A 22,107-nucleotide genomic window follows, 5' to 3' on the forward strand; every position below is an offset into this window, starting at 1 on the left:
ATGTCTACCCGTCTTGCTAAAAAAAATTCTCGTAAAAATAAGCACTCACCCCATCCGGAAAATAATCAGCTCAATACCGTATTCTCTATCTATGATGAGCACTTTGATTATCTTTATCGGCAGTTGGCTCGCAAAACTGACAAGATTGAATGGGTTGAACAGTCCTATCCCCTGTTATCTTTCAAAAACATCAGTAATATAGAAAATGCTGATGCATGGCTACTCCCTGCTGATAATGACCGTAACAAATCAATCTCGGTTGATAAAAATGGCGTAGCAACTCTGACCATGGATCTGGTTGATGGCGACTCATTTTATTTGCAGACTGGCAGTATGAATATTAATGGGTTGCCACTGAAAAAAGAGATGTGGCGAATCAGTGGTAGTCATAAATATCAAGTGTTTATTGATGCCCAGTATGGTGAGCAGCGTCCTGATTGTGCCATGTTCTTCATTCAATACGATGAAGAAAAACGTATCGCGCATAAATTCCAGCAAGTTTATAACGGCCTTAATCGGATAGAATTTGAAACGGTTCCTGACGCACGCTATTTCAGTATTGCCTTGCGTTTCAAAGGCCAAGGAACTCTCAGCATCAAACCACTCAAGATCATTGCGGAAGAGATGCTGCCGGTTAACGCGATCACTCTTGAAAATTGCCAATCTCCAGAAGAGATAGCCCGTATATTTGAGCTTAAAGCCAAAGCGTTGACATCTGCCTTTGAGAAACGTATCCATGCGCTGCCAGATTCTCCAATGGTTCAAAAAACCAATCTGGAAGCATTAAAAGATAAGCTGGCTACTGCACTTTATGAAAAACAGCAAGTGGAGAAATCTCTGTATTATCGTCTTGGCAAAACATTGGCAGAAGCCAAGCGCAACAAGCTGTCAGGGCTTTTGTCACTGCCGCAAAAGCTCATCAAAATTCGGGCTGCCAAGCGCAAGGGGAAATTTGAACATTCACCCATGGACAGTTCCATCAGGCAGCAGTTGCTGGAACAGGTCGGCATCTTCAACGAAGCACGTCCCAATGACGAGATAACCTGGCCCGCGTTCGAGCCTCGTGCCCGCCTGCGCAATCAGCATATCAATGTCGTCTCGATCAGCGACAAATTCACTTACGAGTGTTTCCGCTACGAAGCCAACTTCATCCCGCTGACCAAGAAAAACTGGAAAGCCGAGATCGATGCTGCCAACCCCGTGCTGTTCTTCGTCGAGTCAGCCTGGAATGGTAATGATGGCGAGTGGACCTACACCATGGCGAGCTACAAAAAGCACCTTGGCGATCCGCTGCGCGAAGCCATCAAGTATTGCCAGTCCAAGAACATTCCCGTGGTGTTCTGGAACAAGGAAGATCCGACCAACTACGACGTCTTTATCGATGTAGCTGCCGATTGTGACTACATCTTTACTACCGATGGCGGAATCGTGGACAAGTACAAGGCCCGTGTTGGCCACGACAAGGTTTACCCGCTTGCCTTTGCCGCGCAGCCAGCGATCCACAACCCGATCCGTGATAAACGCAAGAAGCTTCCTATCTATGAAGCCTGCTTCGCCGGTAGTTGGTACAACAATGGCCATGATACCCGCCGTATTCAGACCGAGATCGTCCTCGATGGAGCCATGCATCGTGAGCTACACGTCTACGACCGCATGTTGCACGCCACCAAACATCGCGAGTCTCGTATCTTTCCGGCCAAATATCAGCCGTTTATTGTGGGTTCCCTCAGCTATGACCAGATGGTCACGGCCTATCGCCAGTACAAGCTGTTCCTGAATATCAACACGGTACAAGATTCACCGACCATGTTCTCTCGTCGGGTCTTCGAGATCCTGGCATGTGGTACGCCTGTTGTATCGACTCACTCCGATGGCATGAAGACGATGTTGGGCGAACATGTTCACATCGTAAACAACAAGGACGAGGCAAAGCAGGTTGTTCAGCTGCTGCTGGAATCTGATCTCGATCGTGAACGCCTGGGCCATCAGGCGGCGCGCTACTGCCTGCAACACCACTCTTATCAGCAACGTTTCGAGCAGATCCTGAAGACGATTGGCGTAGAAAGCTCTGTCGATCAGGGTGATAAAGTATCCATCATCATGTGTACCAACCGTCCCAAGAATATCGACATGATGATTGACAACTATCAGCGTCAGACCCATGCCAACAAGGAGCTGTTAATCATCCTCAACAACGATGATTTCGACATCGAAACCGTGAAGAGCAAAGTCCAGGGGCTGGCGAATGTTCAGGTACATCAGTTACCGCAAGACATGACGCTGGGTGATTGCCTCAATCACGGTGTTGCCAATGCATCGGGTGACTATATTGCCAAGATGGATGATGACGATATATACGGAGCAAACTATCTGGTGGATGCCCTGCTGGCCTTCAACTTCAGCGGTGCCGACGTAGTAGGTAAAGACTCCTATTTCTGCTATGTGGAATCCAAGAACATCATGGCTGTCAAACAGCTCGGCAAAGATAATCGCTATTCCGATTTTATTTCGGGCGGCACGCTGGTGATTCGTAGACAAGTCTTTGACAAGGTTAAATTCCATAGCCGCAATCGCGGTGAAGACACTAACTTCCTGAAAGACTGCAAGGAAAATGGCTTCACCATTTACTCATCGGATAAATACAACTTTATCCAGATGCGTTATGCGAATACCAGCGCTCATACTTGGACTATTGAAGATGATGAATATCTTAAAACATGTACTTATATATCAAACGATCTCATTAAAAGTCATGCCATATTATGATTGAGCTAGAATCCCAAAAACTGTCCCCTGAGCACCAGGGGATTTTTAAGTTACATGATAGTAATTGCTATCACAATATTTATATAAATCGCCATGATAGCCAATCTCTGTTTGTTTTTTTTCAAGGCGCTGTTGATAAAAGTAAACCGCAGCCTAACTTCCAGAGGATTAGTTGGTCAAATAGAGTCCCTGGTAATTTAATGATTCTTACAGACCCAACTGTAGATAACAATTCTTTGACCATCGGATGGTGTCAATATAGCCCAAAAGTTAATTACTTTTATAGAACCGCAGAATTAATAAAAAATTACGCCCTTGGTATCGGGGTGAGTGAGGAAAGAATATTTCTTTATGGCTCATCTGCCGGTGGTTTTACTGCCTTAATGGTTGCAGCATACTTCAACAACGCTACTGTTATAGTCAATAATCCACAAACAGATTGGACAATGTTCTATAAAAGCAAAGTTGATGAAGTTCTCAATGTAATTTATGGTGGCCTTACCAAAAATGAATACAAAGATACTTTTCCCAATAGATTTAATGTCGGCAAGGTGTATAAAAACATAGGGCGAGTACCTAACATATTTTATTTGCAGAACGTTGATGATGAATTTCATTATGTAAATCATTATTTACCACTTCTTGAGTTCGTTATAAAAAACAAACTTGGCATGCCTAACTTTCACTCAATACTATATTCCTCCAAAGTTGAAGGTCACAACCCTCGTAGCATTGAGGAAACTCTAAAAGTTATAAACATGGTAGTGAATAAATGAACGAAATAATAGTTGAAGATTTTGTTATAAATGACTCAAGAGTTACTTTTTCATGGGTTGATGATAGTTTTAATAATCCATTTAGGAAAAATAATTTCTATTTTGACTATGATGGTATTTCTCTGTTAGGTACGGATAAAAATATTTTATGGTCTGTGTTTTTATCATGTTTTATTCCAGTTATAAGAAGTGCGTATGAACGTGCCGTAATTATTTTACCATTTAATTCTCAAGATGACATTGTCAAGCCATGGATAGATTTCCACAACGCAAGAAATGTGAATTATATTTATGCAGGAAAACTTTTAGAAAGTTTAACTAGCAATTGCACAAAAACAGAACAGTTCAATCATGGGGTTCTGTACGGCGGTGGCAAAGATAGCTTGTTTACTTACAATAGCATTAGAGATATTTATCCTGTAGATAAAAATAGCCATGTAGTTCTCTCTTATATATTTCCAGCCTCATCATCCTTTGGTGACGACATAGAAAAAAGGCGTGAAAAATTCATTTTTGGTCCACTTCGCGATGTTTACAGTGATTGTAGAGTTCAGTTTATAAAGACCGATATAAGGTTGAGTGTCCGGGATGAGTATCTGTTTGCTTTTCATACTGGATTATATGCAGGCACTTGTTTGCCTGCGTGCTTATATCACAACCTTAGTTTTGTCACATTCAGTTTCGAGTTTACTCACTTTTGGACTCACACTAAGGAAAACAAAGAGTCTCCTTATTTTTGCACATCAAGACCTGAATCCAATAATTATATATCGCAGCATTTATCTAAGCTCTTAGGTTACAGTTTCAAATTCTATAATTTTAACTACCCTATATCAGAATACTTTGCATTTAAGGCTATAGTTAAACAGTATCCGAAATCTTTATCTGCATTAACCATGTGTGAAGGAACCAGCTCGGTACATGAAAAATACTGTTATAAGTGTACAAAATGTGCAGAATATATTTTGTATAATCTCTCTCTAGGTGTTGTACCAACAGATTTTGATATTGTGAAGTTTTTTGAGTCAAACACTTACATAGAAAATATAATAAAAAAAATAGAAAACAATGAAGTTGATTCTATAAATAAATGGTATCCGGGTCTAACCTTTGTCCTTCACTATATGTCATTTCAGCATGTTTTATCAAAGATTGATATTAAAAATTTACATGGTCTAATTGCAGAGAAACATATCGATACACTAGAGAAAATTATATCCTTCTATGGTAAAGACCACTCAAAGGAGATTGAATCTTTACATGTTAAGCTAGCATATCAAGAGGCTCCACCAAGATTGCAAGAATATTTGCGTGTTCTTGCAAAAGAAACATGCACAAATACTGACGAAAAAATCCGAATATCATATGGAAACTCCGATGTAATAGTAGATTCATGTTATGAATTCTGTATCGCAGATATACATAATGTATTAAACTACATTGATTATTATAGATGCGTGAAATCAAAAATTGACAGCAGTATTAAAACAGAGGTGAAAAGTCACCTTTGCCAAGGTATGAAATACTTCGAGAATGGGTGCCTCAATTTTAAAATAATAGATAGCGCACCAGTAGAGGGAGCGTATTGTAGTTTGAAAGTTTTTGTAAATAAAAAGAGTTATCCTAGTGATATAATGTTTAACTTGGAGAATGGATATATCAACAATGACTATCGAGGCATTATCTCATATGTTTTGTTGGTTGATGGTGTCCCTCTGCATGAATTTGATTTGTGTGACTGGGGGAACAAGGAATGCTTCAAAGTAACAGTACCCAAAGACAAAGGGTTTGAATTGGAAATAAAAATTCTATCCAAAAAGAACACTCAAGCTTGGAATTGGGGAAATGCCTCTGAGTTAAAGATGGATTTATTGCAGAGGGTTAAATCCAGAATGATACATAAAGATATAAAGTTAACCACAACCTATCCTTTGGAGGTCACTCAGTGATAAAGAAAGCTGTGTTTCCTGTCGCAGGAATGGGTACCCGCTTCCTGCCCGCCACCAAGGCATGTCCGAAAGAAATGCTACCCGTCGTGGATAAACCACTGATCCAGTATGCAGTTGAAGAAGCGATTTCGGCAGGTATTACCGACCTGATCTTTGTTACATCTTGGACCAAGCGTGCCATCGAAGATCACTTCGATAGCAACTTTGAGCTTGAGTACAAGCTCGAGCAAGCCGGTAAGAAGGCGTTGCTCGATACCGTCAAGAACATCATTCCCGCCGGCGTCAACTGCTTCTATGTTCGTCAAACAGAAGCCCTGGGGCTGGGCCACGCCGTACTGTGTGCCAAGCAGATCGTCGGTAACGAGCCGTTTGCTGTATTGCTGGCTGACGACATGATCCACTGCGACAAGACTCCCTGCCTCGACACCATGATTGCCCTCGCTGGCGAGAGCCATTGCTCGGTTGTGGCTGTGGAAGCTGTGCCGATGGAAAAAGTCAGTCAGTATGGCGTCATTGCGCCACAAACGGTGAGCGAACGCCTGTATAAGCTCAATGGCGTCGTGGAGAAACCGCCCCGTGAGGAGGCGCCATCCAACCTCTCCATCGTTGGCCGATATGTACTGCAGCCACGCATTTTCGAGCTACTTGAGCAGACCCAACGCGGGGCCGGTGGCGAGATCCAGTTGACCGATGCCATTGCCGATTTGCTCAAGGAGCAAGAGGTCATGGCTTACGAGTTTGACGGTATCCGCTATGACTGCGGCAGTAAACTGGGCCATATGAAAGCCAACATTGAATATGGCCTGCGCCATCCCGAGTTGTCGGACACGCTGCGAGCCTATCTCGAAGAACTGCTGGCACACTAGCGTAGGACACCATGTCGCGAGATCTCAGTGTTATTACACCGTTCCACTTTCAGCAAAGTGGGCGGGGTAGTCTGGATTCTGCGGTGAAGAGACTGGAGGCATGCCTCCAGTCTCTTTTTATCGCTGGCGATCTGGATATTTTGATTCCGACCAACCAGCGCAATCTGCTAGCAGGGCAGCTTGATGCCCGGATCTTGGAAGACTCACAGCCTTTTCCTATCTACTCGCCTGGACTGGCGCGTAGCCATGGTATTGAGCACAGTACCGCACGCACGCTCTTTATCATGGATGCAGATCTCCTTTGCTCACCGCAACTGGCCAAGCAACTTCCTGACCGCTGCCAGCTGTATGCTCATTCAGGGCAACCCTCTTTTGAGATGTACCCCTGCCTCTATCTGACCAAGGAAGAGACGGAGCGCTTTGACGGGGATTTTCAGGGCTGCCTGGAATCCTTTCTGCGCGGGGAGAATCACCGGGTGGAGGGAATCGCCCTGGCCAGCAGTTGCCTGCTGATCAATCGCGAGTGGTTTTTGCAGCTGGGGGGCTTTGACGAGCAGTTTGTCGGCCATGGCGGCGAAGATCTCGAACTGATTGACCGGCTCACCCGTCATTACCCCATCGGGCCGAGACCGGATGACTATGCCCTCAATATCAAGGCACAGCATCCGGGGGATTATCAGGGGTTTCGCCGCTATTTCAGCTATTATGCGCTGCCCCATCTGTTTGCCGGCCGGTTTCTGGTTCACCAGTGGCATCCGCGCCCCCTGACTCACCCTTACCACAAACATCGGGCTAACAATGATCAGCTGCTTGAGCAGATGCTGGCCCGCAGCGAAGCTGAGCGCGGCCCGTTGAAAGGGCCTGTAGTGCCCTGTGACGATCTTGGCGGGGAGTTGCCGGAGTTTCGGGAGTGGATGATCCGTTTGCAGGAGGAGGCGGGCTATCCGGTGAGCGAATATCCGGGGCTGTTGCGCTGGCAAGAGGGGGTACAGCGCAAGCGGCCACTGTGGCGCAAGCTGCGCAAGCTCTACCTCAACCCTCGGGCCTTTTTCAGGGACATGTTTAAGCCCACGTCTCGCTGAACTCTTTTTATCTGAGCAATTTGCATGACTCTATGGACACAATCCAGCGGCATTTTGGCCCGCAGCGCTCAAATCAGCGCATGTCTGGGACACCCCTTGGCGCGCTTTGCTTCCCCTGATGCCGTACAGCCGGGTGATGTGCTGGTCGGCTGGGGCCAGAAGGCCAATACCCACCAGATCAAGGAGCAGGCAAAGGCCCTGAGTTTGCCCTATTGGCAGTTGGAAGACGGCTTTATCGGTTATATCGGCCACCCGGCAAGGGGAGGGAAGGCGGTCTCGTTGATCGCCGATCCGGTGGGGATCTATTACGATGCCCGCCAGCCCAGTCAGCTTGAGCAGTTGATCGCAACCCCTTGTGAGCCTGCGATGTTGGCACGGGCCGAGCGACTGATCGGTGAGCTGGTTCGCCTCGGGATCACCAAATACAACTGTTATGCCACTGCCCCCGATCAGTCGATTGCCAGCGGCAGCGTGACCGCCCTCTCTGCCGTCGGGGACTATGGCGGCTTGCCATCAGGGCTTGCCACTCGTCTGCAGCAGAGCGCCAAACCCAGGATCCTGCTGGTCGATCAGGTCTCGGGGGATCTCTCCATTCCGGGGGCGCTGGCCAGTGAAGCTGATTTTGTGGCGATGGTGGAGGCGGCGCGCCGCAATCATCCCGATGCGCGCCTGCTGCTGCGCACCCATCCCGATACTCGCCTTGGCAAGAAGCGCGGGGTGTTGGCCCGTCTGAACCTGGATGATGTGGAGATTGTGGCCGATCACTGCCATCCCCATGCGCTGCTCAATGTGGTGGATGCGGTCTATACGGTGTCATCCCAGCTTGGTTTTGAAGGCCTGTTGCTTGGCAAGCCGGTCTATTGCTTCGGTATGCCGTTTTATGCGGGTTGGGGGCTGACCCATGACAGCAAGCTGTGTGAACGGCGCAACGTAAAAGTGTCGCTCGCCCAGCTGGTCGCGGCAGCCTTGATCCGCTATCCCCGCTATCTCGACCCTGTGCTGGGCCAGCGTTGCGAGGTAGAGGAGGTGATCGCCATTATTGCGAATCAGCGCCGCCCCGCGCCGCGCTGGCGCCGGCTCTATCTGGTCGGTTTCTCGCTGTGGAAGCGGGCATTTATGCAGGCGTTTTGCCAGCATTTGGCCGATGAGTTGCGCTTTGTGCGCAAGCCACCCAAGCGGTTGACCGGTGACGAGCAGATATTGGTGTGGGGTAGCCGCCACCCTGATCTCGCCTCTGCAATCCGGGTCGAGGATGGTTTTATTCGCTCGAGGGGGCTGGGCTCCAATCTCTGTCGTCCCTCCTCCTTGTCACTGGACCCGGTCGGGATCTATTTCGACAGTCGCACTCCCAGCGGGCTGGAACAGTTGCTCAACTATCAGGAGTTGACAGAGGCGGAGGTCAAGCGCGGGGATGCGCTGCTCGCCTTGCTACGGGAACACAGGGTCAGCAAATACAATGTGGGCGAGCCGCAGCACTACACCAGGCCCGATGATGGTCGTGAGCTGGTGCTGGTGGTGGGTCAGGTAGATGGCGATGCCTCCATCCTGACCGGGAGCCCCCATATTCGCAGCAATGAGCAGTTGCTGTGGGCGGTGCGAGCGGCCAAACCCGATGCTCATATTCTCTACAAGCCACACCCTGATGTGGTGGCGGGCAATCGTGGTGGGGCGATTTCTGCGGCCTGTCTGGCGGAGTGTGTCGATAGCCAGGTGCTGGATATTGGGCTCACCAGCCTCTATCCCCATGTGGATGAGCTGCATACCATGACCTCGCTCAGTGGCTTCGAGGCGCTGGTGCAGGGGGTCAAGGTGACGACCTGGGGCCAACCCTTCTACAGTGGCTGGGGGTTGACCACGGATGCCATTCCGCCTGCTCGTCGTCAACGTAGTCTGCCGCTGGCGGCGCTGGTCTATCTGACGCTGGTTGCCTATCCGCTCTATCTCGATTGGCAGACCGGGCTCTGGATAAGTCCGGAGCAGTTGATCCACCAACTGGCGAAGCAGGGACACTCATCGGCCCAAAAAGCGAGCCGCTGGCAACGCTGGCAGCTCAAGCTCGGTTACTTGTTCCAGACGCTCATGCAGCGCCCCTCTCTCTCCCCGTTTTTGAGATAAGTCGTCAATGAAGATTTTGTTACTGCAAGGCCCGCTTGGCCCTTTCTTTCAGACCCTGAGTCGCCAGTTGACCGAGGCGGGACATCAGGTGGTGAAGATCCATTTCAATGGCGGGGATGAGTGCTGGCCCTGTGCCGGAAAAAATTTGCGTTTTCGCGGGAAACCGGAAAGCTGGAACGCCTTTTTCCGCCGGGTGCTCAAGCAGCAGGGTATCGATACGGTGATCTGTTACGGGGACTGCCGTTATTACCATCTGGAGGCTGGCCGTATCTGCAAGTTGAAGCGAGTGCCATTCTGGGCGATGGAGGAGGGCTATCTCAGACCCGATTTCGTCACGCTGGAGCAGGGTGGGGTCAATGCCTTCAGCCCCTGGTATGAGCAGCGCGATCAACTTGCCCAACTGGATTGGCCTGTGCCTTATGACAGCTCACTCAAGGTGGGCAAGACCTTTGCGGTGCGCGCCTGGTATGCCAGTCGCTACCACATCAACAAGTCGCTGTTCCGTTGGCGTTATCCCCACTTTGTGAATCACCGTCCCTGGAGTCTGGTGCAGGAGGCGATGGGGTGGGTCTGTGGAGCCATGGTGAAATACGGCAACTTGCGCCAGGATCGCGCCCTGCTCAAGGCGTTGCCGCAGCACGCCGGGCGGATCTTCTTTGTGCCACTGCAAGTGACTGAAGATTTCCAGATCCGGGAGCACTCTGACCTGAGCGGGGTAGAGGAGATGGTTGCGCAGGTGATCAACTCCTTTGCGGAGCATGCCAAACCCGAAGATGTGTTGCTGTTCAAGCACCACCCCATGGATCGGGGCTATGTCAGTTATCGTGCCCAGATAAACAGGCTCATTGCGGTGCTTGGCCTGGAGGGGAGGGTCTTTTACGGTTATGAACTGCCGCTGCCAACCCTGTATCCCTTGCTCAAAGGGGTGATCACCATCAACAGCACGGTCGGTCTCTCTGCTCTGCTCCATGATGTACCCACCTTCTGCATGGGGCGGGCACTCTATGATATTGACGGTCTGACCACCAAAGGTTCGCTGGCCTCCTTCTGGCACTCGCAGAGCCCGGTATGTGCCGAGACATTCAAACGGGTGCGCCACTCCTTGCTCCATCTGACCCAGCTCAATGCCAGTTTTTACCGTCATCTGAAAATGAGTGCGCTGGCGGTCATGGAAAAAATGAAGCTTTCAGCGCCGAATATGCGTGATGAGCTTGTATCGCCGGAACGCCGTATGAGGGTGAATAATACCATGTGCCTTACATTACCCTGGCTGGCCACTCTCGATGGTATTAGCGACCCGTTTACATCTATCGGTTCAACCGCTCTGATGTTACTCGTTTGATGTCTGCCTATTTTTGATTTAGTGTGTTAGTGAGAGGTAAATAAAACCAGGAAGGTTAACATGAACATTCACGGTTGCTTGTTATCCATTGGACTCTTGGGGTTGCCGACTTTTTCCATGGCAGCTGAACATGATCTTTCACTTATTATTCACGGGGCATCAATACACAGTGATTGTTCGCAGGGAACAGGAAAAAAAAGCAAAACCTGTGACTTTAATGGTTTTAACCCGGGATTGGGATTGGCGTGGGTGTTCTTGGGTGACAACGACACGGGAAAACTTGCGCTGCACGGCGGGCTTTATCGGGATTCTCTAGAAAATACAGCTGGTTATGCGGGTTTCTCTTATCGGAAAGAGTGGTATCTCACCGAACATGTTTTTGCTGGGGTAGGGGCGCAGGCTGGTTATCTCAACGGTTCGGGTATTGATGGTTTTGCCGCTTTGCCGATAGTGATACTGGGTTACAAGTCAGTTGCATTGGAAGTCGGTTATGCACCCAAGGTTGATTGGGTACCTGGGGGAGACCATGTCGCGGTCACCACCTTCTCATTGCGATGGACGCTGTAATATTAGCGAAATATGATCGCCATTACGCATTGTACTTTGTCATTTTGTCACGTTTTTTTAATACACATTTGTGGTGGATATAATCTGGCAAGCTGTGTGAAATATATTTCAGGCCAGATTTTGACTTGTGAGTCATAAAATGATGCCCCATTTTATCTGAGCAACAATTATTGTGGATTTATTTCAAGATGAGCTAAGTGGCATATTCATTTATCAATATTGATTGCATCTGGAACATTTAAAAATAAAAAGCCCTTCACCATGGTGAAGGGCTTTTTGCTATCTGGCGTTAGCCGATGGGGTCGCCCCGCTCTGGCTTAGTAGCCCTGCTGGTGCACGTCCATCACGGCGCGGCCGGACGGGTCGGCCATCTCCTTGAACTTGGCATCCCACTCCAGCGCGGTAGGAGTGGAGCAGGCGACCGACTTGCCGTAGGGCACGGTGCGGGCGGCAGCTTCCAGCGGGAAGTGCTCGTCGAAGATGGCGCGGTAGAAGTAGGCCTCTTTGGTGAGCGGAGTGTTGATGGGGAAGCGGAAGGCGGCCGCCTCGAACATCTGATCCGTCACTTCCTGTTCCACCATGGCTTTCAGGCTGTCGATCCACGAATAGCCCACGCCATCGGAGAACTGCTCCTTCTGGCGCCACGCCACTTCGTGGGGCAGCAGATCCTCGAACGCTTCGCGCAGGATGTGCTTCTCGATCTTGCCCTTGCCGCACATCTTGTCGGCAGGTTGCAAGCGCATCGCCACGTCCATGAACTCCTTGTCGAGGAAGGGCACGCGACCCTCCACCCCCCAGGCTGCCATCGACTTGTTGGCGCGCAGGCAGTCATAGAGGTGCAGTGAGGCAAGCTTGCGCACGTTCTCTTCGTGGAACTCTTTAGCGTTGGGCGCCTTGTGGAAGTAGAGGTAGCCACCAAACAGCTCGTCGGAGCCTTCACCGGAGAGCACCATCTTGATCCCCATCGCCTTGATGTAGCGGGCCATCAGATACATGGGCGTGGAGGCGCGGATGGTGGTGACGTCATAGGTCTCGAGGTGATAGATGACGTCGCGCAGGGCATCCAGACCCTCCTGCACGGTGAAGTGGATCTGGTGGTGGATGGTGCCGAGGTGATCAGCCACCTTGCGGGCGGCGGCGAGATCCGGCGACCCTTCCAGACCGACGGCGAAGGAGTGCAGTTGCGGCCACCAGGCTTCGCTCTTGCCATCGTCCTCGATGCGGCGCGCCGCATAGAGCTTGGTGATGGCGGAGATGACGGAGGAGTCCAGCCCGCCGGAGAGCAGCACGCCATAAGGCACGTCGCACATCAGCTGGCGTTTGACCGCGGCTTCCAGCGCGGCTTTCAGCTCGGCCTTGTCGCTGACGTTGTGCTCGACCGCGGCGTACTCCATCCAGTCGCGCTTGTACCACTGTTTGAGCTCGCCATCCTTGCTCCACAGATAGTGTCCCGGCGGGAAGGTTTCGACGCTCTTGCAGACCGGCACCAGCGCCTTCATTTCGGAGGCGACATAGAAGTTGCCGTGCTCGTCGCGGCCGGTATAGAGGGGGATGATCCCCATGTGGTCGCGACCAATCAGGTAGGCATCCTGTTCGGCGTCATAAAGAATGAAGGCAAAGATGCCGTTGAGATCGTCGAGAAACGCCGGGCCCTTCTCCTTGTAGAGGGCCAGCAGCACTTCACAGTCAGATTTGGTCTGGAACTGGAAATCGACCTTGAGGGTTTTCTCCAGCTCTTTGTGGTTGTAGATCTCGCCGTTGACCGCCAGCACATGGGTGCGCTCGGGGTTGTAGAGCGGCTGGGCGCCATTGCCCGGGTCGACGATGGCCAGACGCTCGTGCACCAGAATGGCTTTGTCTGAGCTGTAGACGCCGGACCAGTCAGGCCCGCGGTGACGCAGTCGCTTGGACATCTCCAGCGCCGATTTGCGCAGGGCAACTGCATCGGACTTGATATCCAGAATGCCGAAAATTGAACACATTGGCGGTAATCCTCTTGATTTTTATATGAGCCCCCCACGTTTGGGCTCGAAATTCCATTTACATTCCTCGTCAGACACAATGCCTAGCGGAAAAACCTTTTGCAAGCGGGAAAACCGCAGAAAATCATGCCGTAAGCGTCAAGCAGATCAACAGGATAAGGGTTACTGCAACGGGGCAGGGTGACGTGAACGTCAAGCCGAGGCGGGTTCGAAGATGACGTAGACCTTGCGACAGGGGGTAAGGGTCTCCCACTCACCGACAAAGCCTGCCGGAATCACGAATTGATCGCCGGGTTTGAGAGCAAGCTGGCCGCCCTCACTGTCGTGGATCACCACATCCCCCTCCAGCAGCTGGCAATACTCGTGCTCGGTGTAGTGGATGGCCCAGCGGCCAGGCTCGCAAGCCCAGAAGCCCACGTGAAACTGCTGGCTTGGGTCGGAGTAGTGGTTCCACACCGTTTGCGCCGGGTTGCCCGCTTTAATGCGCTCGGGGGCTGGCATCAGCGGGGTAGGGGCCGCCTCGTGGCGGTCGAGCAAAATCCAGTCGTTGAGGGTCTTCATGGTGCCTCCTTGGCTATCGGCAGATAGGAAAGTGGGGCCATCCCGGCCCCGCGTTTGTTCGTTTTATTAAACGAGGTTGTGCATAACTTAAACGATGCATATTCCCTTGCCAAGAGCCCTTGCCAAGAGCCCTTGCCAAGGGCTGCTGGCCGACGACTCAAAGCGGCTGCAAGCGGCGGATCACATGGCGGGCAAAGCCGCTGCCCGCTTCGTTGTAGACGTTGAACACCGCATCCACCCCCTGCTCCTGCAAAGAGGCGATATCATCCTCAAAGCGGACGATGGCAGCGATCTTGCCGTTGAATCCGTGGCTGCGCAGCTTCTCGATGGCGTAGAGATTGCCCGAGTGGTGGGGCATCGCCAGCAGCACCAGATTGACTTGATTGGAGAGCAGCACCTTGTCCCAGAAGTCGGTATCGGTGGCATCCCCCTCGATGACGTTCATCCCCTGGGCGCGCAGTGTAGGCAGCTTCTCGCTGTCGTTCTCCACCCCGAGGATGACGTTGCCGTACTTGTTCTCCAGCTCGAAGTAGGCCCCCTGACCGATCCGCCCCATGCCGAGGATGATCACCTCCGCATCGCCAAGCTCGATGGGCCTGTCTTCCGGATGAAGGTTGCTCGCCTGCAACCCCTTGAGCCAGTGACCGATACGGTGGTAGATGCGCTCACTCTGGGCATTGAGCGGGGCAGAGATCATAAAGCTCGCCGCCAGTGCCAGCGAGACCGCCACCAGCCACTCGTGGGAGAGCCAGCCCGCCTTGGCGGCGATGGCCGCGACGATCAGGCCAAACTCCGAGAAGTTGGTGAGCGCCAGGGTAGAGAGCAGCGCGGTACGCACCCGCAGGTGAGCGCCGCTGTAAACCAGATAGTAGAGCGCGCTTTTGAGCGGCAGGGCCAGCACCAGCGCCAGTGCCAGCAACATGGTGTCGTGGGTCGGCAGGCCGTTGAGGCCAATGGTGAGAAAGAAGCAGACCAGAAAGAGATCTTTGAGGTTGAAGAGCGCCTTGGCCAATCCCGCCGCCGCCGGATGAGAGGCGAGCAGCATGCCAATGATGAGAGCCCCCAGATCCGGCTTGAGGCCGACCACTTCAAAACCGGCGGCCCCGATCACCAGCGCCAGAAAGACTCCGAACAGCACCTGCAGCTCGCCGTGACCGGCCCGCTCCAGCAGCTTGAACAGCAGCGGGCGCAGCAGCGGCAGCCCCAGCACCCAGAGTGCCCAGATGCTGGGCCACTTGCCGCTGGAAAACGCCAGAAAGGCCACGGCGAATACATCCTGCATCACCAGTACCCCGATGGCGATGCGGGCGTAGAGGGCGTTCATGTCGCTGCGATCTTCCAGCACCTTGACCGCAAAGACGGTGCTGGAGAAGGAGAGGGCAAAGCCCAGCAGCAGCGCCAGCTTCCAGTCCAGCGACAGGGCGAGGTGGAGCCCCAGTCCCTTGCAGACCAGCAGCACCACGGTAAAGAGCAGGGTGGAGAGCAGCAGGTGCAGGCTGGTGGTGCCCCACACATCGCGCCGCATCAGGGTCTTGATATTGAGCTTGAGGCCGATGGTGAACAGCAGCAGGGTGACGCCGAGATCGGCTACCTCGCTCAGGGCGGGAGTATTTTCATATCCCATGCCGTTGAGGATAAAACCGGCGGCCAGAAAGCCGAGCAGGGGGGGCAGGCCAATCAGATTGACTACCATGCCGCAGCCAAAGGCCACGGCGATCAGAATGGGTTCCATAACAGATCCTGCAAGGGCAGGAGAGACCTGCCCTGTTTAACGCTTGGGTGGTGATTAGACGATATCGATGTCGACCACGGAGTCGAAAATATGGTTCGGTCTGAACGGCATGCGGTCGATATCGGCGACCTTGCTCACCCCGGAGAGCACCAGCACCGTCTCGAGACCGGCCTGAAAGCCCGCCAGAATGTCGGTGCGCAGGTTGTCGCCGATGATGATGGTGTCGTCGGAGTGGGCCTCCATCCGGTTGAGCGCCGCACGGATGATCCAGGCGCTCGGCTTGCCGACATAGAACGGCTTCTTGCCGGTCATCCGCTCGATGGGGGCGCACAGGGCGCCGCAGGCCGGGTGCATCATGGGGCCGTGGGTATCGGGGTTGGTGGCGATAAAGCGGGCCCCCTGATCGACGAACTTGGCCCCCTGTTGCATCATGGTCCAGTTGTAGTTGCGGGTCTCGCCAACCACCACGAAGTCCGGGTCTATGTCGGTGATGGTAAAGCCGGCCTTGTAGAGCTCGTGGGTCAGTGCCCCTTCACCGATCACATACGCCTTCTTGCCATCCTGTCGCTTGAGAAAGTCGGCGGTGCCCATGGCGGAGGTGTAGAAGCACTCCTCCGGCACTTCGATCCCGGCGGAGCGGAAGCGGTTTTGCAGATCTTTCTGGGTCTGGGCCGGGTAGTTGGTGAGGAACAAGAGCTTGCTGCCCTGCTCCAGCAGGCGATGGACGAAACGGTCGGCACCGGGGATGAGATCGTTGTTGTGCAGGATGACACCGTCGATATCGCAGATGACGTTCTTCTTCATGAAAACTCCTTGTCAGGGCGCAGGCGAGCCGCCAATCGTTAAGATGTTCAATCATTTATGATTTTTGTGACGCCATTATAAGTCTGTTTGATGACAAGTCTCCCCTGTCTCGCCACTTCGGTGCACAATAAAGCTGCCGTCGGGTCAGTCTGGTGGAGGGGCTGACGCCGGATCACTTTGCTGATGGAGCCGTTGCCATGGACACCCCGATTCCCAAGCCAGTCACCCCCGAACACCTTACCGCCGCGCAATTTATCGCCGGACTGCCGAAACTGGAGCTGCACCTGCATATCGAGGGCAGCCTCGAACCCGAGCTGATGTTTGAGCTGGGCCGCCGCAATAATGTGCCACTGCCCTGGCCCGATGTGGCCAGCGTGCGCGCCGCCTATGACTTTGACTGCCTGCAATCCTTTCTCGACCTCTACTATCGCGGCGCCAGCGTGCTGGTGACCGAGCAGGACTTCTTCGACCTCACCTGGGCCTATCTTGAGCGTTGCGCCGCCGACAAGGTGGTGCATGTGGAGATCTTCTTTGACCCGCAGACCCACACCGCCCGCGGTGTCCCTTTTGCTACTGTGCTGGGCGGCATCGAGCGGGCGCTGCAGAGCGGGGAGCAGGAGTTTGGCATCAGCTGGCGCCTTATCATGAGCTTTTTGCGCCACCTCAGCGAAGAGGATGCCTTTGCGACGTTGGAAGAGGCTATGCCCTTCTTGTCGCGCATTCATGGCATCGGCCTCGACTCGGGTGAAAAGGGCAATCCGCCGACCAAGTTTGCCCGGGTCTTTGCCAAATGCCGCGAGCTGGGGCTGCCGGTGGTGGCCCACGCAGGTGAAGAGGGCCCTGCCGACTACATCTGGCAGGCGATCAACGAGCTGCAGGTATGCCGCATCGATCACGGAGTGCGTTCGGCAGACGATCCCGAGCTGCTGCGCTATCTGGCGGATACCCGGCTGCCGCTCACCGTATGCCCCCTCTCCAACACCCGGCTCAAGGTGTTCGGCAATATGGCCCAGCACAATGTGTTGCGGCTGCTGGAGCAGGGGCTCTGCGTCACCATCAACTCGGACGACCCCGCCTACTTTGGCGGCTATATGAATGCCAACTTTGTGGCGCTGGCCGATGGCCTTGGCGCGACCATGAGTCAGCTCTGCCGCTTGTCGCTCAATGCCGTTGAGGCGAGCTGGCTAAGCTTGGCCGACAAGGCGCGGCTGACCCGGGAGATCCGCAGTTATGCCGAGACTCACGGGGTGATCCTGCATTGAGTCAGGCGCCAATGAAGTCGAGATGACATGCACTATATAAAGAGAGGCCCGCCATCACTGGCGTGCCTCTTTCGTTTCAATGGTCGGTGTGGTTATCGGGGCAGGTCAGCGTTATGCCACTCGCACCAGAAACTTCTCACCCTGTCCTTCACGCTTGAAGCGCTCGAGCAGGGTGGGCAGTGCCTCGAAATTGCCCACCACCAGCGGCGGCAGGGTCAGCTTGCCGCTCGTCATCTGCTCCATCATGGCGACACCGGCGGCCACCAGTCGGCTCCACTGCTTGTCGGTGCCAAAGGCGTGCTGGGCACCGAGCGCAATCTCGTGCAATGAGTGGCAATGGGCAAAGGCGGGTAGCGGATTGTGCGGGATGCGCCCCAGCACAGTCACCATATGGCCGTAGTAGCCCAGCGCGGGCAGCAAGCTCTCTGCCTGTTGGCTGGAGACCAGATCGATGATCCCCTCAAACGGCTCGTTGCCGTTGGCCGCCTGCAAAGTGGCGAGCCACTCGGGATCCCGATAATCGGCCACCCCCTGCACGCCGATCTGTTTGAGCCAGTGATGGTGGCGTGGGCTGGCGCTGGCAAAGACTCGCGCTCCTTGCTGGAGGGCGAGCTGCACCGCAAAGCGGCCGACACTGCTGCCAGCACCTGTGATGAGCAGCGCTTCCCCGTGCAGGCGCGGCAGCTTGGCCAGCGCCTGCCACGCAGTGAGGCCGGGACAGGGCAGGGCGGCGGCCGCCTCGTCACTCAGGGCATCGGGCACTGGCAGCAGGGCGCGGGCTGGTACCCGGGTGTGGCGGGCAAAGCTGCCGTGGTGGCGCAGGTCGGTGTGATAGGCGACCCGGGCACCGAGGCGCAGATGGCTGACGTTGGCGCCGAGGGCCACGATAGTGCCCATGCCATCGACGCCGGGCACCTGACCCTCCTGCCAGTTGGAGTGGCCATATTCGATCAGCTTCCAGTCCACCGGGTTGAAAGCGATAACCCGGTTGGCTACCAGTACCTCGTCAGGGGCGAGCGGTGCCAGGGGCAGATCGGCGAGGGTAAGCTGGGTCGGTTCACCGGGGGCATGCCAGCACCAGGCTTGGGTGTGATTCATGATGACTCCTTGTGAAAGCGAGGGGAGAGAACAACGAGATCATTGCAACAGTGATTCGGTCAGTCATATCACTGTTGCTAATGCGCAACAATACAGCAGGCCCCAACCTGTGGGGCCTGCGTTACGTGGCCGGTTGGCCATCGGCAATCAGCGGCTGGTAGCTGCGTCATCGGCCTGATAGACGGGGTAGTCGGTCAACCCCTTCTCGCCGCCGCCAAACAGGGTGGCCGGATCGTGGGGGGCCAGCGGATAGCCGTGGCGCAGCCGGTTCGGCAGATCCGGGTTGGCAACGAAGGGGCGACCAAAACCAATCATGTCGGCCCAGCCCGCTTCGAGGGCGGCGCGTGCGCGATCACCATCATATTTACCGGCGTAGATCAGGGTGTTGGGGAAGGCATCCCGCAGACCCAGCTTGAAATTCTCCGGCATCAGGGGGGCATCGTCCCAGTCCGCCTCGGCAATGTGCAGGTAGACCACGTTGAGCTGGCCCAGCAGACGGGCGGCCGCCAGATAGGTCTCCTGCGGATTGGCATCGACTGTGCCGTTGAGGGTGGTGAGCGGCGCAAGACGCACCCCGACCCGATCGGCGCCGATTTCGCTACTGACTGCCTCGGTCACCTCTTTGAGGAAGCGCAGCCGGTTTTCCAGCGAGCCGCCGTAGCCATCGGTGCGGGCGTTGGACTCGGAGTCGAGGAACTGGTTGATGAGGTAGCCGTTGGCGGCGTGAAGCTCGATGCCGTCAAAACCGGCGCTGATGGCGTTGCGTGCTGCCTGACGGAACTGGCCCACCACCGCATCGATATCGGCCTGAGTCATGGCGCGCGGAGTGACGGTCTCGACAAAGCCCGGCGCATCGCTGCCGTTATCGACGAACACCTTGACGCCCACTGCGGGCAGGGCTGAAGCGGAGATGGGCTGGGCGCCGCCGATGTTGTCCGGATGGGTGACCCGGCCCACGTGCCAGAGCTGGGCGAAGATGGTGCCCCCCTTGGCGTGCACGGCATCGGTCACAAGCTTCCAGCCAGCGATCTGCTCGGCACTGTAGATCCCCGGCGTCCAGGCATAGCCCTTGCCCATGGGGTCGATTTGGGTGCCTTCGCTGATGATCAGGCCCGCCTCGGCGCGCTGGGCGTAGTAGCTCGCCATCATGGCGTTGGCCACATCACCCTGCTGACTGGCACGGGAGCGGGTCATGGGGGGCATGACGATGCGGTTGGCAAGGTGCAGCTGGCCGAGGCGCAGGGGGCAGAACAGGTGATCGTGGCTCATCTTGAGTTCCTCATGGTGGAAGTGAGGCCACTTTATGCCGCCATCTTGTTGTGAAAAAGGGGGGTAATTGCACAAGAGAATTGTGCTTGATGCAGCAATCGATGCAGCAATCAGTGCAAACCGTCGGGAAAGAGGCGTTGAGGCATAAAGTTGAAGCATAAAAAAGAGGGCCGTCTGGCCCTCTTCTGTATTCTGCTGGTGGCAGGCTCAAGCGGTGGTGGGCATCACTTTCACCCGCTCGATGCGCCGCTCGCTCACCTCGATCACCTCGAAGTTGAGTTGCTGCAGTTGCAACTGCTGGCCCGGGGTGGGCAGGGTGCCGAAGTGGGAGAGCAGCATGCCCGCCAGGGTCACGTATTCATCGCTCTCGCTCACCAGCCCCTCGTGCTCCAGCACCTGCTCCACATGGTGGATGTTGGTGCTGCCGTTGATCAGCCACCCTTCGCCATCGCGCACGATATCCGGGGTTTCGTCCTCGTCCGGCAGCTCGCCGACGATGGCCTCCAGCAGATCGTGGGTGGTGACCAGCCCCTGGATCACGCCAAACTCGTCGGAGACCAGAATAAGGCTCCCCTTGGCTTTGCGCAGCTCCGCCAGCAGACGGATCACGTTGATGGTCTGCGGCACGATAATGGGATCGTTCTGCTTGGCCAGTTCGCTCAAGGATTGCCCTTCGTTCAAGGCAAACAGCAGATCGCGCGCCTTGACCACTCCGATCACCTCGTCCAGATCCCCTTCACAGATGGGGAACAGGCTGTGGGGTTCGCGCTGCAGCAGGGCGCGGATCTCGTCGCTGGAGTCGTTGATATCAATCCAGGCCATCTCCGAGCGCGGGGTCATGATGGTGCGAATGGAGCGCTCGGCCAGCGACAGCACCCCGGTCACCATATAGCGCTCCTCCTCGCCAAAGCTGAGCGGCTCGGCAGGTGCGGCATCCAGATCGTCATCCGGTCTGTCCTGATAGGCCTTGCTGCCCATCAGCTTGAAGATGGCGGCGGTGGTGCGCTCGCGCAGGGGCTGTTTGGATTCGTGACGCATGGCGCTGCGTTGGGCCAGCTGGTTGAAAAACTCGATCAGCACCGAGAAGCCGATGGCTGCGTAGAGGTAGCCTTTCGGAATATGAAAACCGAACCCTTCCGCCACCAGGCTGAAGCCGATCATCAGCAGGAAACTCAGACAGAGCACCACCACGGTCGGGTGGGCGTTGACGAAGCGGGTCAGCGGCTTGGAGGCGAGCACCATCACCACCATGGCGATGGTCACGGCGGCCATCATGACGCCCAGATGATCTACCATGCCGACGGCGGTGATGATGGAGTCGAGCGAGAAGACCGCATCCAGCACCAGAATTTGGGCGATCACCACGCCGAAGCTGGCGTAGGCGCCGACCGGGCCGTCATCGTGGGGTTTGGCTTCCAGCCGCTCATGTAGCTCGGAGGTGGCCTTGAACAGCAGGAACAGGCCGCCCCCCATCAGGATCAGGTCCCGACCGGAGAAGGGGTGATCCCACAGGTGCAAAATCGGGGTGGTGAGGGTGACCAGCCATGACATGACACTCAAGAGCCCAAGTCGCATCAGCAGGGCCAGCGACAGGCCGATGATGCGCGCCTTGTCCCGTTGGGCGGGGGGCAGTTTTTTCACCAGAATGGCGATAAAGACCAGGTTGTCGATCCCCAGCACGATTTCCAGAATGATCAGGGTAAACAGACCAATCCAGATATGGGGATCCAGCAGCAATTCCATTGTATGACCTCAATAAAAACAGACAGAGCAGAGAGTAATCACGGCGCGCGATGGCCGCAGTAACAGCAAGGCAAAGGTGTTATTTAGAGGCGCTGATTAAGCAGAAAAAGATAGGCTTTGACAGAGAGAGACGAAGGGCAACTTCGGGGATTGTCCATGATGGGCAATAAAACCTCGGGTGAAAAATGAGCCC

General features: G+C 54.4%; 16 protein-coding genes. 9 read left to right on the plus strand and 7 right to left on the minus strand.

Annotation, left to right across the window (positions count from 1 at the left end):
• Genes G5229_RS11470 through G5229_RS11505 form a run of 8 tightly spaced genes read left to right on the plus strand, consistent with a single transcriptional unit; the run spans position 1 to position 11,463 of the window.
• Complete coding sequence (locus G5229_RS11470) at positions 1-2,766, plus strand: glycosyltransferase family protein (protein WP_421209139.1); 2,766 nt, start codon at positions 1-3, stop codon at positions 2,764-2,766.
• Positions 2,763-3,542 (plus strand): alpha/beta hydrolase family protein, encoded by a 780-nt coding sequence (locus G5229_RS11475; protein ID WP_421209140.1) that lies wholly within the window; start codon positions 2,763-2,765, stop codon positions 3,540-3,542. Before G5229_RS11470 ends, G5229_RS11475 begins: the two co-directional genes overlap by 4 nt.
• Positions 3,539-5,491 (plus strand): hypothetical protein, encoded by a 1,953-nt coding sequence (locus tag G5229_RS11480; RefSeq protein ID WP_421209141.1) that lies wholly within the window; start codon positions 3,539-3,541, stop codon positions 5,489-5,491. Before G5229_RS11475 ends, G5229_RS11480 begins: the two co-directional genes overlap by 4 nt.
• The gene (gene galU / locus G5229_RS11485; protein WP_421209142.1) at positions 5,488-6,357 is read left to right on the plus strand and encodes a UTP--glucose-1-phosphate uridylyltransferase GalU; all 870 of its coding nucleotides are present in this window, start codon (positions 5,488-5,490) and stop codon (positions 6,355-6,357) included. The genes G5229_RS11480 and galU overlap by 4 nt, the downstream gene beginning before the upstream one ends.
• A gap of 11 nt (positions 6,358-6,368) precedes the next feature.
• Positions 6,369-7,439, plus strand: coding sequence for a galactosyltransferase-related protein (locus G5229_RS11490; RefSeq protein ID WP_421209143.1), 1,071 nt, complete (start codon positions 6,369-6,371; stop codon positions 7,437-7,439).
• A gap of 24 nt (positions 7,440-7,463) precedes the next feature.
• Complete coding sequence (locus G5229_RS11495; protein ID WP_421209144.1) at positions 7,464-9,554, plus strand: capsular polysaccharide biosynthesis protein; 2,091 nt, start codon at positions 7,464-7,466, stop codon at positions 9,552-9,554.
• A gap of 7 nt (positions 9,555-9,561) precedes the next feature.
• Positions 9,562-10,896 carry a capsule biosynthesis protein gene (locus G5229_RS11500; protein WP_421209145.1) on the plus strand — a complete coding sequence of 445 codons (1,335 nt, stop codon included), beginning with the start codon at positions 9,562-9,564 and terminating at the stop codon, positions 10,894-10,896.
• A 60-nt stretch (positions 10,897-10,956) separates the two neighbouring features.
• Positions 10,957-11,463 carry a hypothetical protein gene (locus G5229_RS11505; protein WP_421209146.1) on the plus strand — a complete coding sequence of 169 codons (507 nt, stop codon included), beginning with the start codon at positions 10,957-10,959 and terminating at the stop codon, positions 11,461-11,463.
• Between the two features lie 317 nt (positions 11,464-11,780).
• On the opposite strand, the gene asnB is transcribed toward G5229_RS11505, so the two are convergent.
• The 4 genes from asnB to G5229_RS11525 all read right to left on the minus strand — a co-directional run bounded on the left by asnB (position 11,781) and on the right by G5229_RS11525 (position 16,542).
• Positions 11,781-13,445, minus strand: a complete 1,665-nt coding sequence (asnB, locus tag G5229_RS11510; protein ID WP_139463991.1) for an asparagine synthase B — start codon at positions 13,443-13,445, stop codon at positions 11,781-11,783.
• A 192-nt stretch (positions 13,446-13,637) separates the two neighbouring features.
• Complete coding sequence (locus G5229_RS11515) at positions 13,638-14,006, minus strand: cupin domain-containing protein (protein ID WP_267511228.1); 369 nt, start codon at positions 14,004-14,006, stop codon at positions 13,638-13,640.
• A gap of 157 nt (positions 14,007-14,163) precedes the next feature.
• Entirely contained in the window at positions 14,164-15,738 is a 1,575-nt protein-coding gene (locus G5229_RS11520) for a cation:proton antiporter (RefSeq protein ID WP_421209147.1), read from the minus strand.
• Between the two features lie 54 nt (positions 15,739-15,792).
• Positions 15,793-16,542: an HAD-IIA family hydrolase gene (locus G5229_RS11525; RefSeq protein ID WP_005337281.1), complete on the minus strand. Its 750-nt coding sequence runs from the start codon at positions 16,540-16,542 to the stop codon at positions 15,793-15,795.
• A 197-nt stretch (positions 16,543-16,739) separates the two neighbouring features.
• Between G5229_RS11525 and G5229_RS11530 the strand changes: the two genes are divergently transcribed.
• Entirely contained in the window at positions 16,740-17,804 is a 1,065-nt protein-coding gene (locus tag G5229_RS11530) for an adenosine deaminase (protein WP_421209148.1), read from the plus strand.
• 111 nt (positions 17,805-17,915) lie between these two features.
• Here G5229_RS11530 and G5229_RS11535 read toward each other — a convergent pair whose 3' ends face one another.
• From G5229_RS11535 to G5229_RS11545, 3 genes are all read right to left on the minus strand, one after another.
• Positions 17,916-18,902, minus strand: coding sequence for a zinc-binding dehydrogenase (locus G5229_RS11535; RefSeq protein ID WP_421209149.1), 987 nt, complete (start codon positions 18,900-18,902; stop codon positions 17,916-17,918).
• A 147-nt stretch (positions 18,903-19,049) separates the two neighbouring features.
• Complete coding sequence (locus G5229_RS11540; protein ID WP_421209150.1) at positions 19,050-20,171, minus strand: alkene reductase; 1,122 nt, start codon at positions 20,169-20,171, stop codon at positions 19,050-19,052.
• A gap of 207 nt (positions 20,172-20,378) precedes the next feature.
• Positions 20,379-21,914 (minus strand): TerC family protein, encoded by a 1,536-nt coding sequence (locus tag G5229_RS11545; RefSeq protein WP_421209151.1) that lies wholly within the window; start codon positions 21,912-21,914, stop codon positions 20,379-20,381.
• Positions 21,915-22,107 lie beyond the last annotated feature (193 nt).

The organism is Aeromonas sp. 602396, from assembly GCF_049173735.1.
Classification (GTDB): Bacteria; Pseudomonadota; Gammaproteobacteria; order Enterobacterales; family Aeromonadaceae; genus Aeromonas; species Aeromonas veronii_A.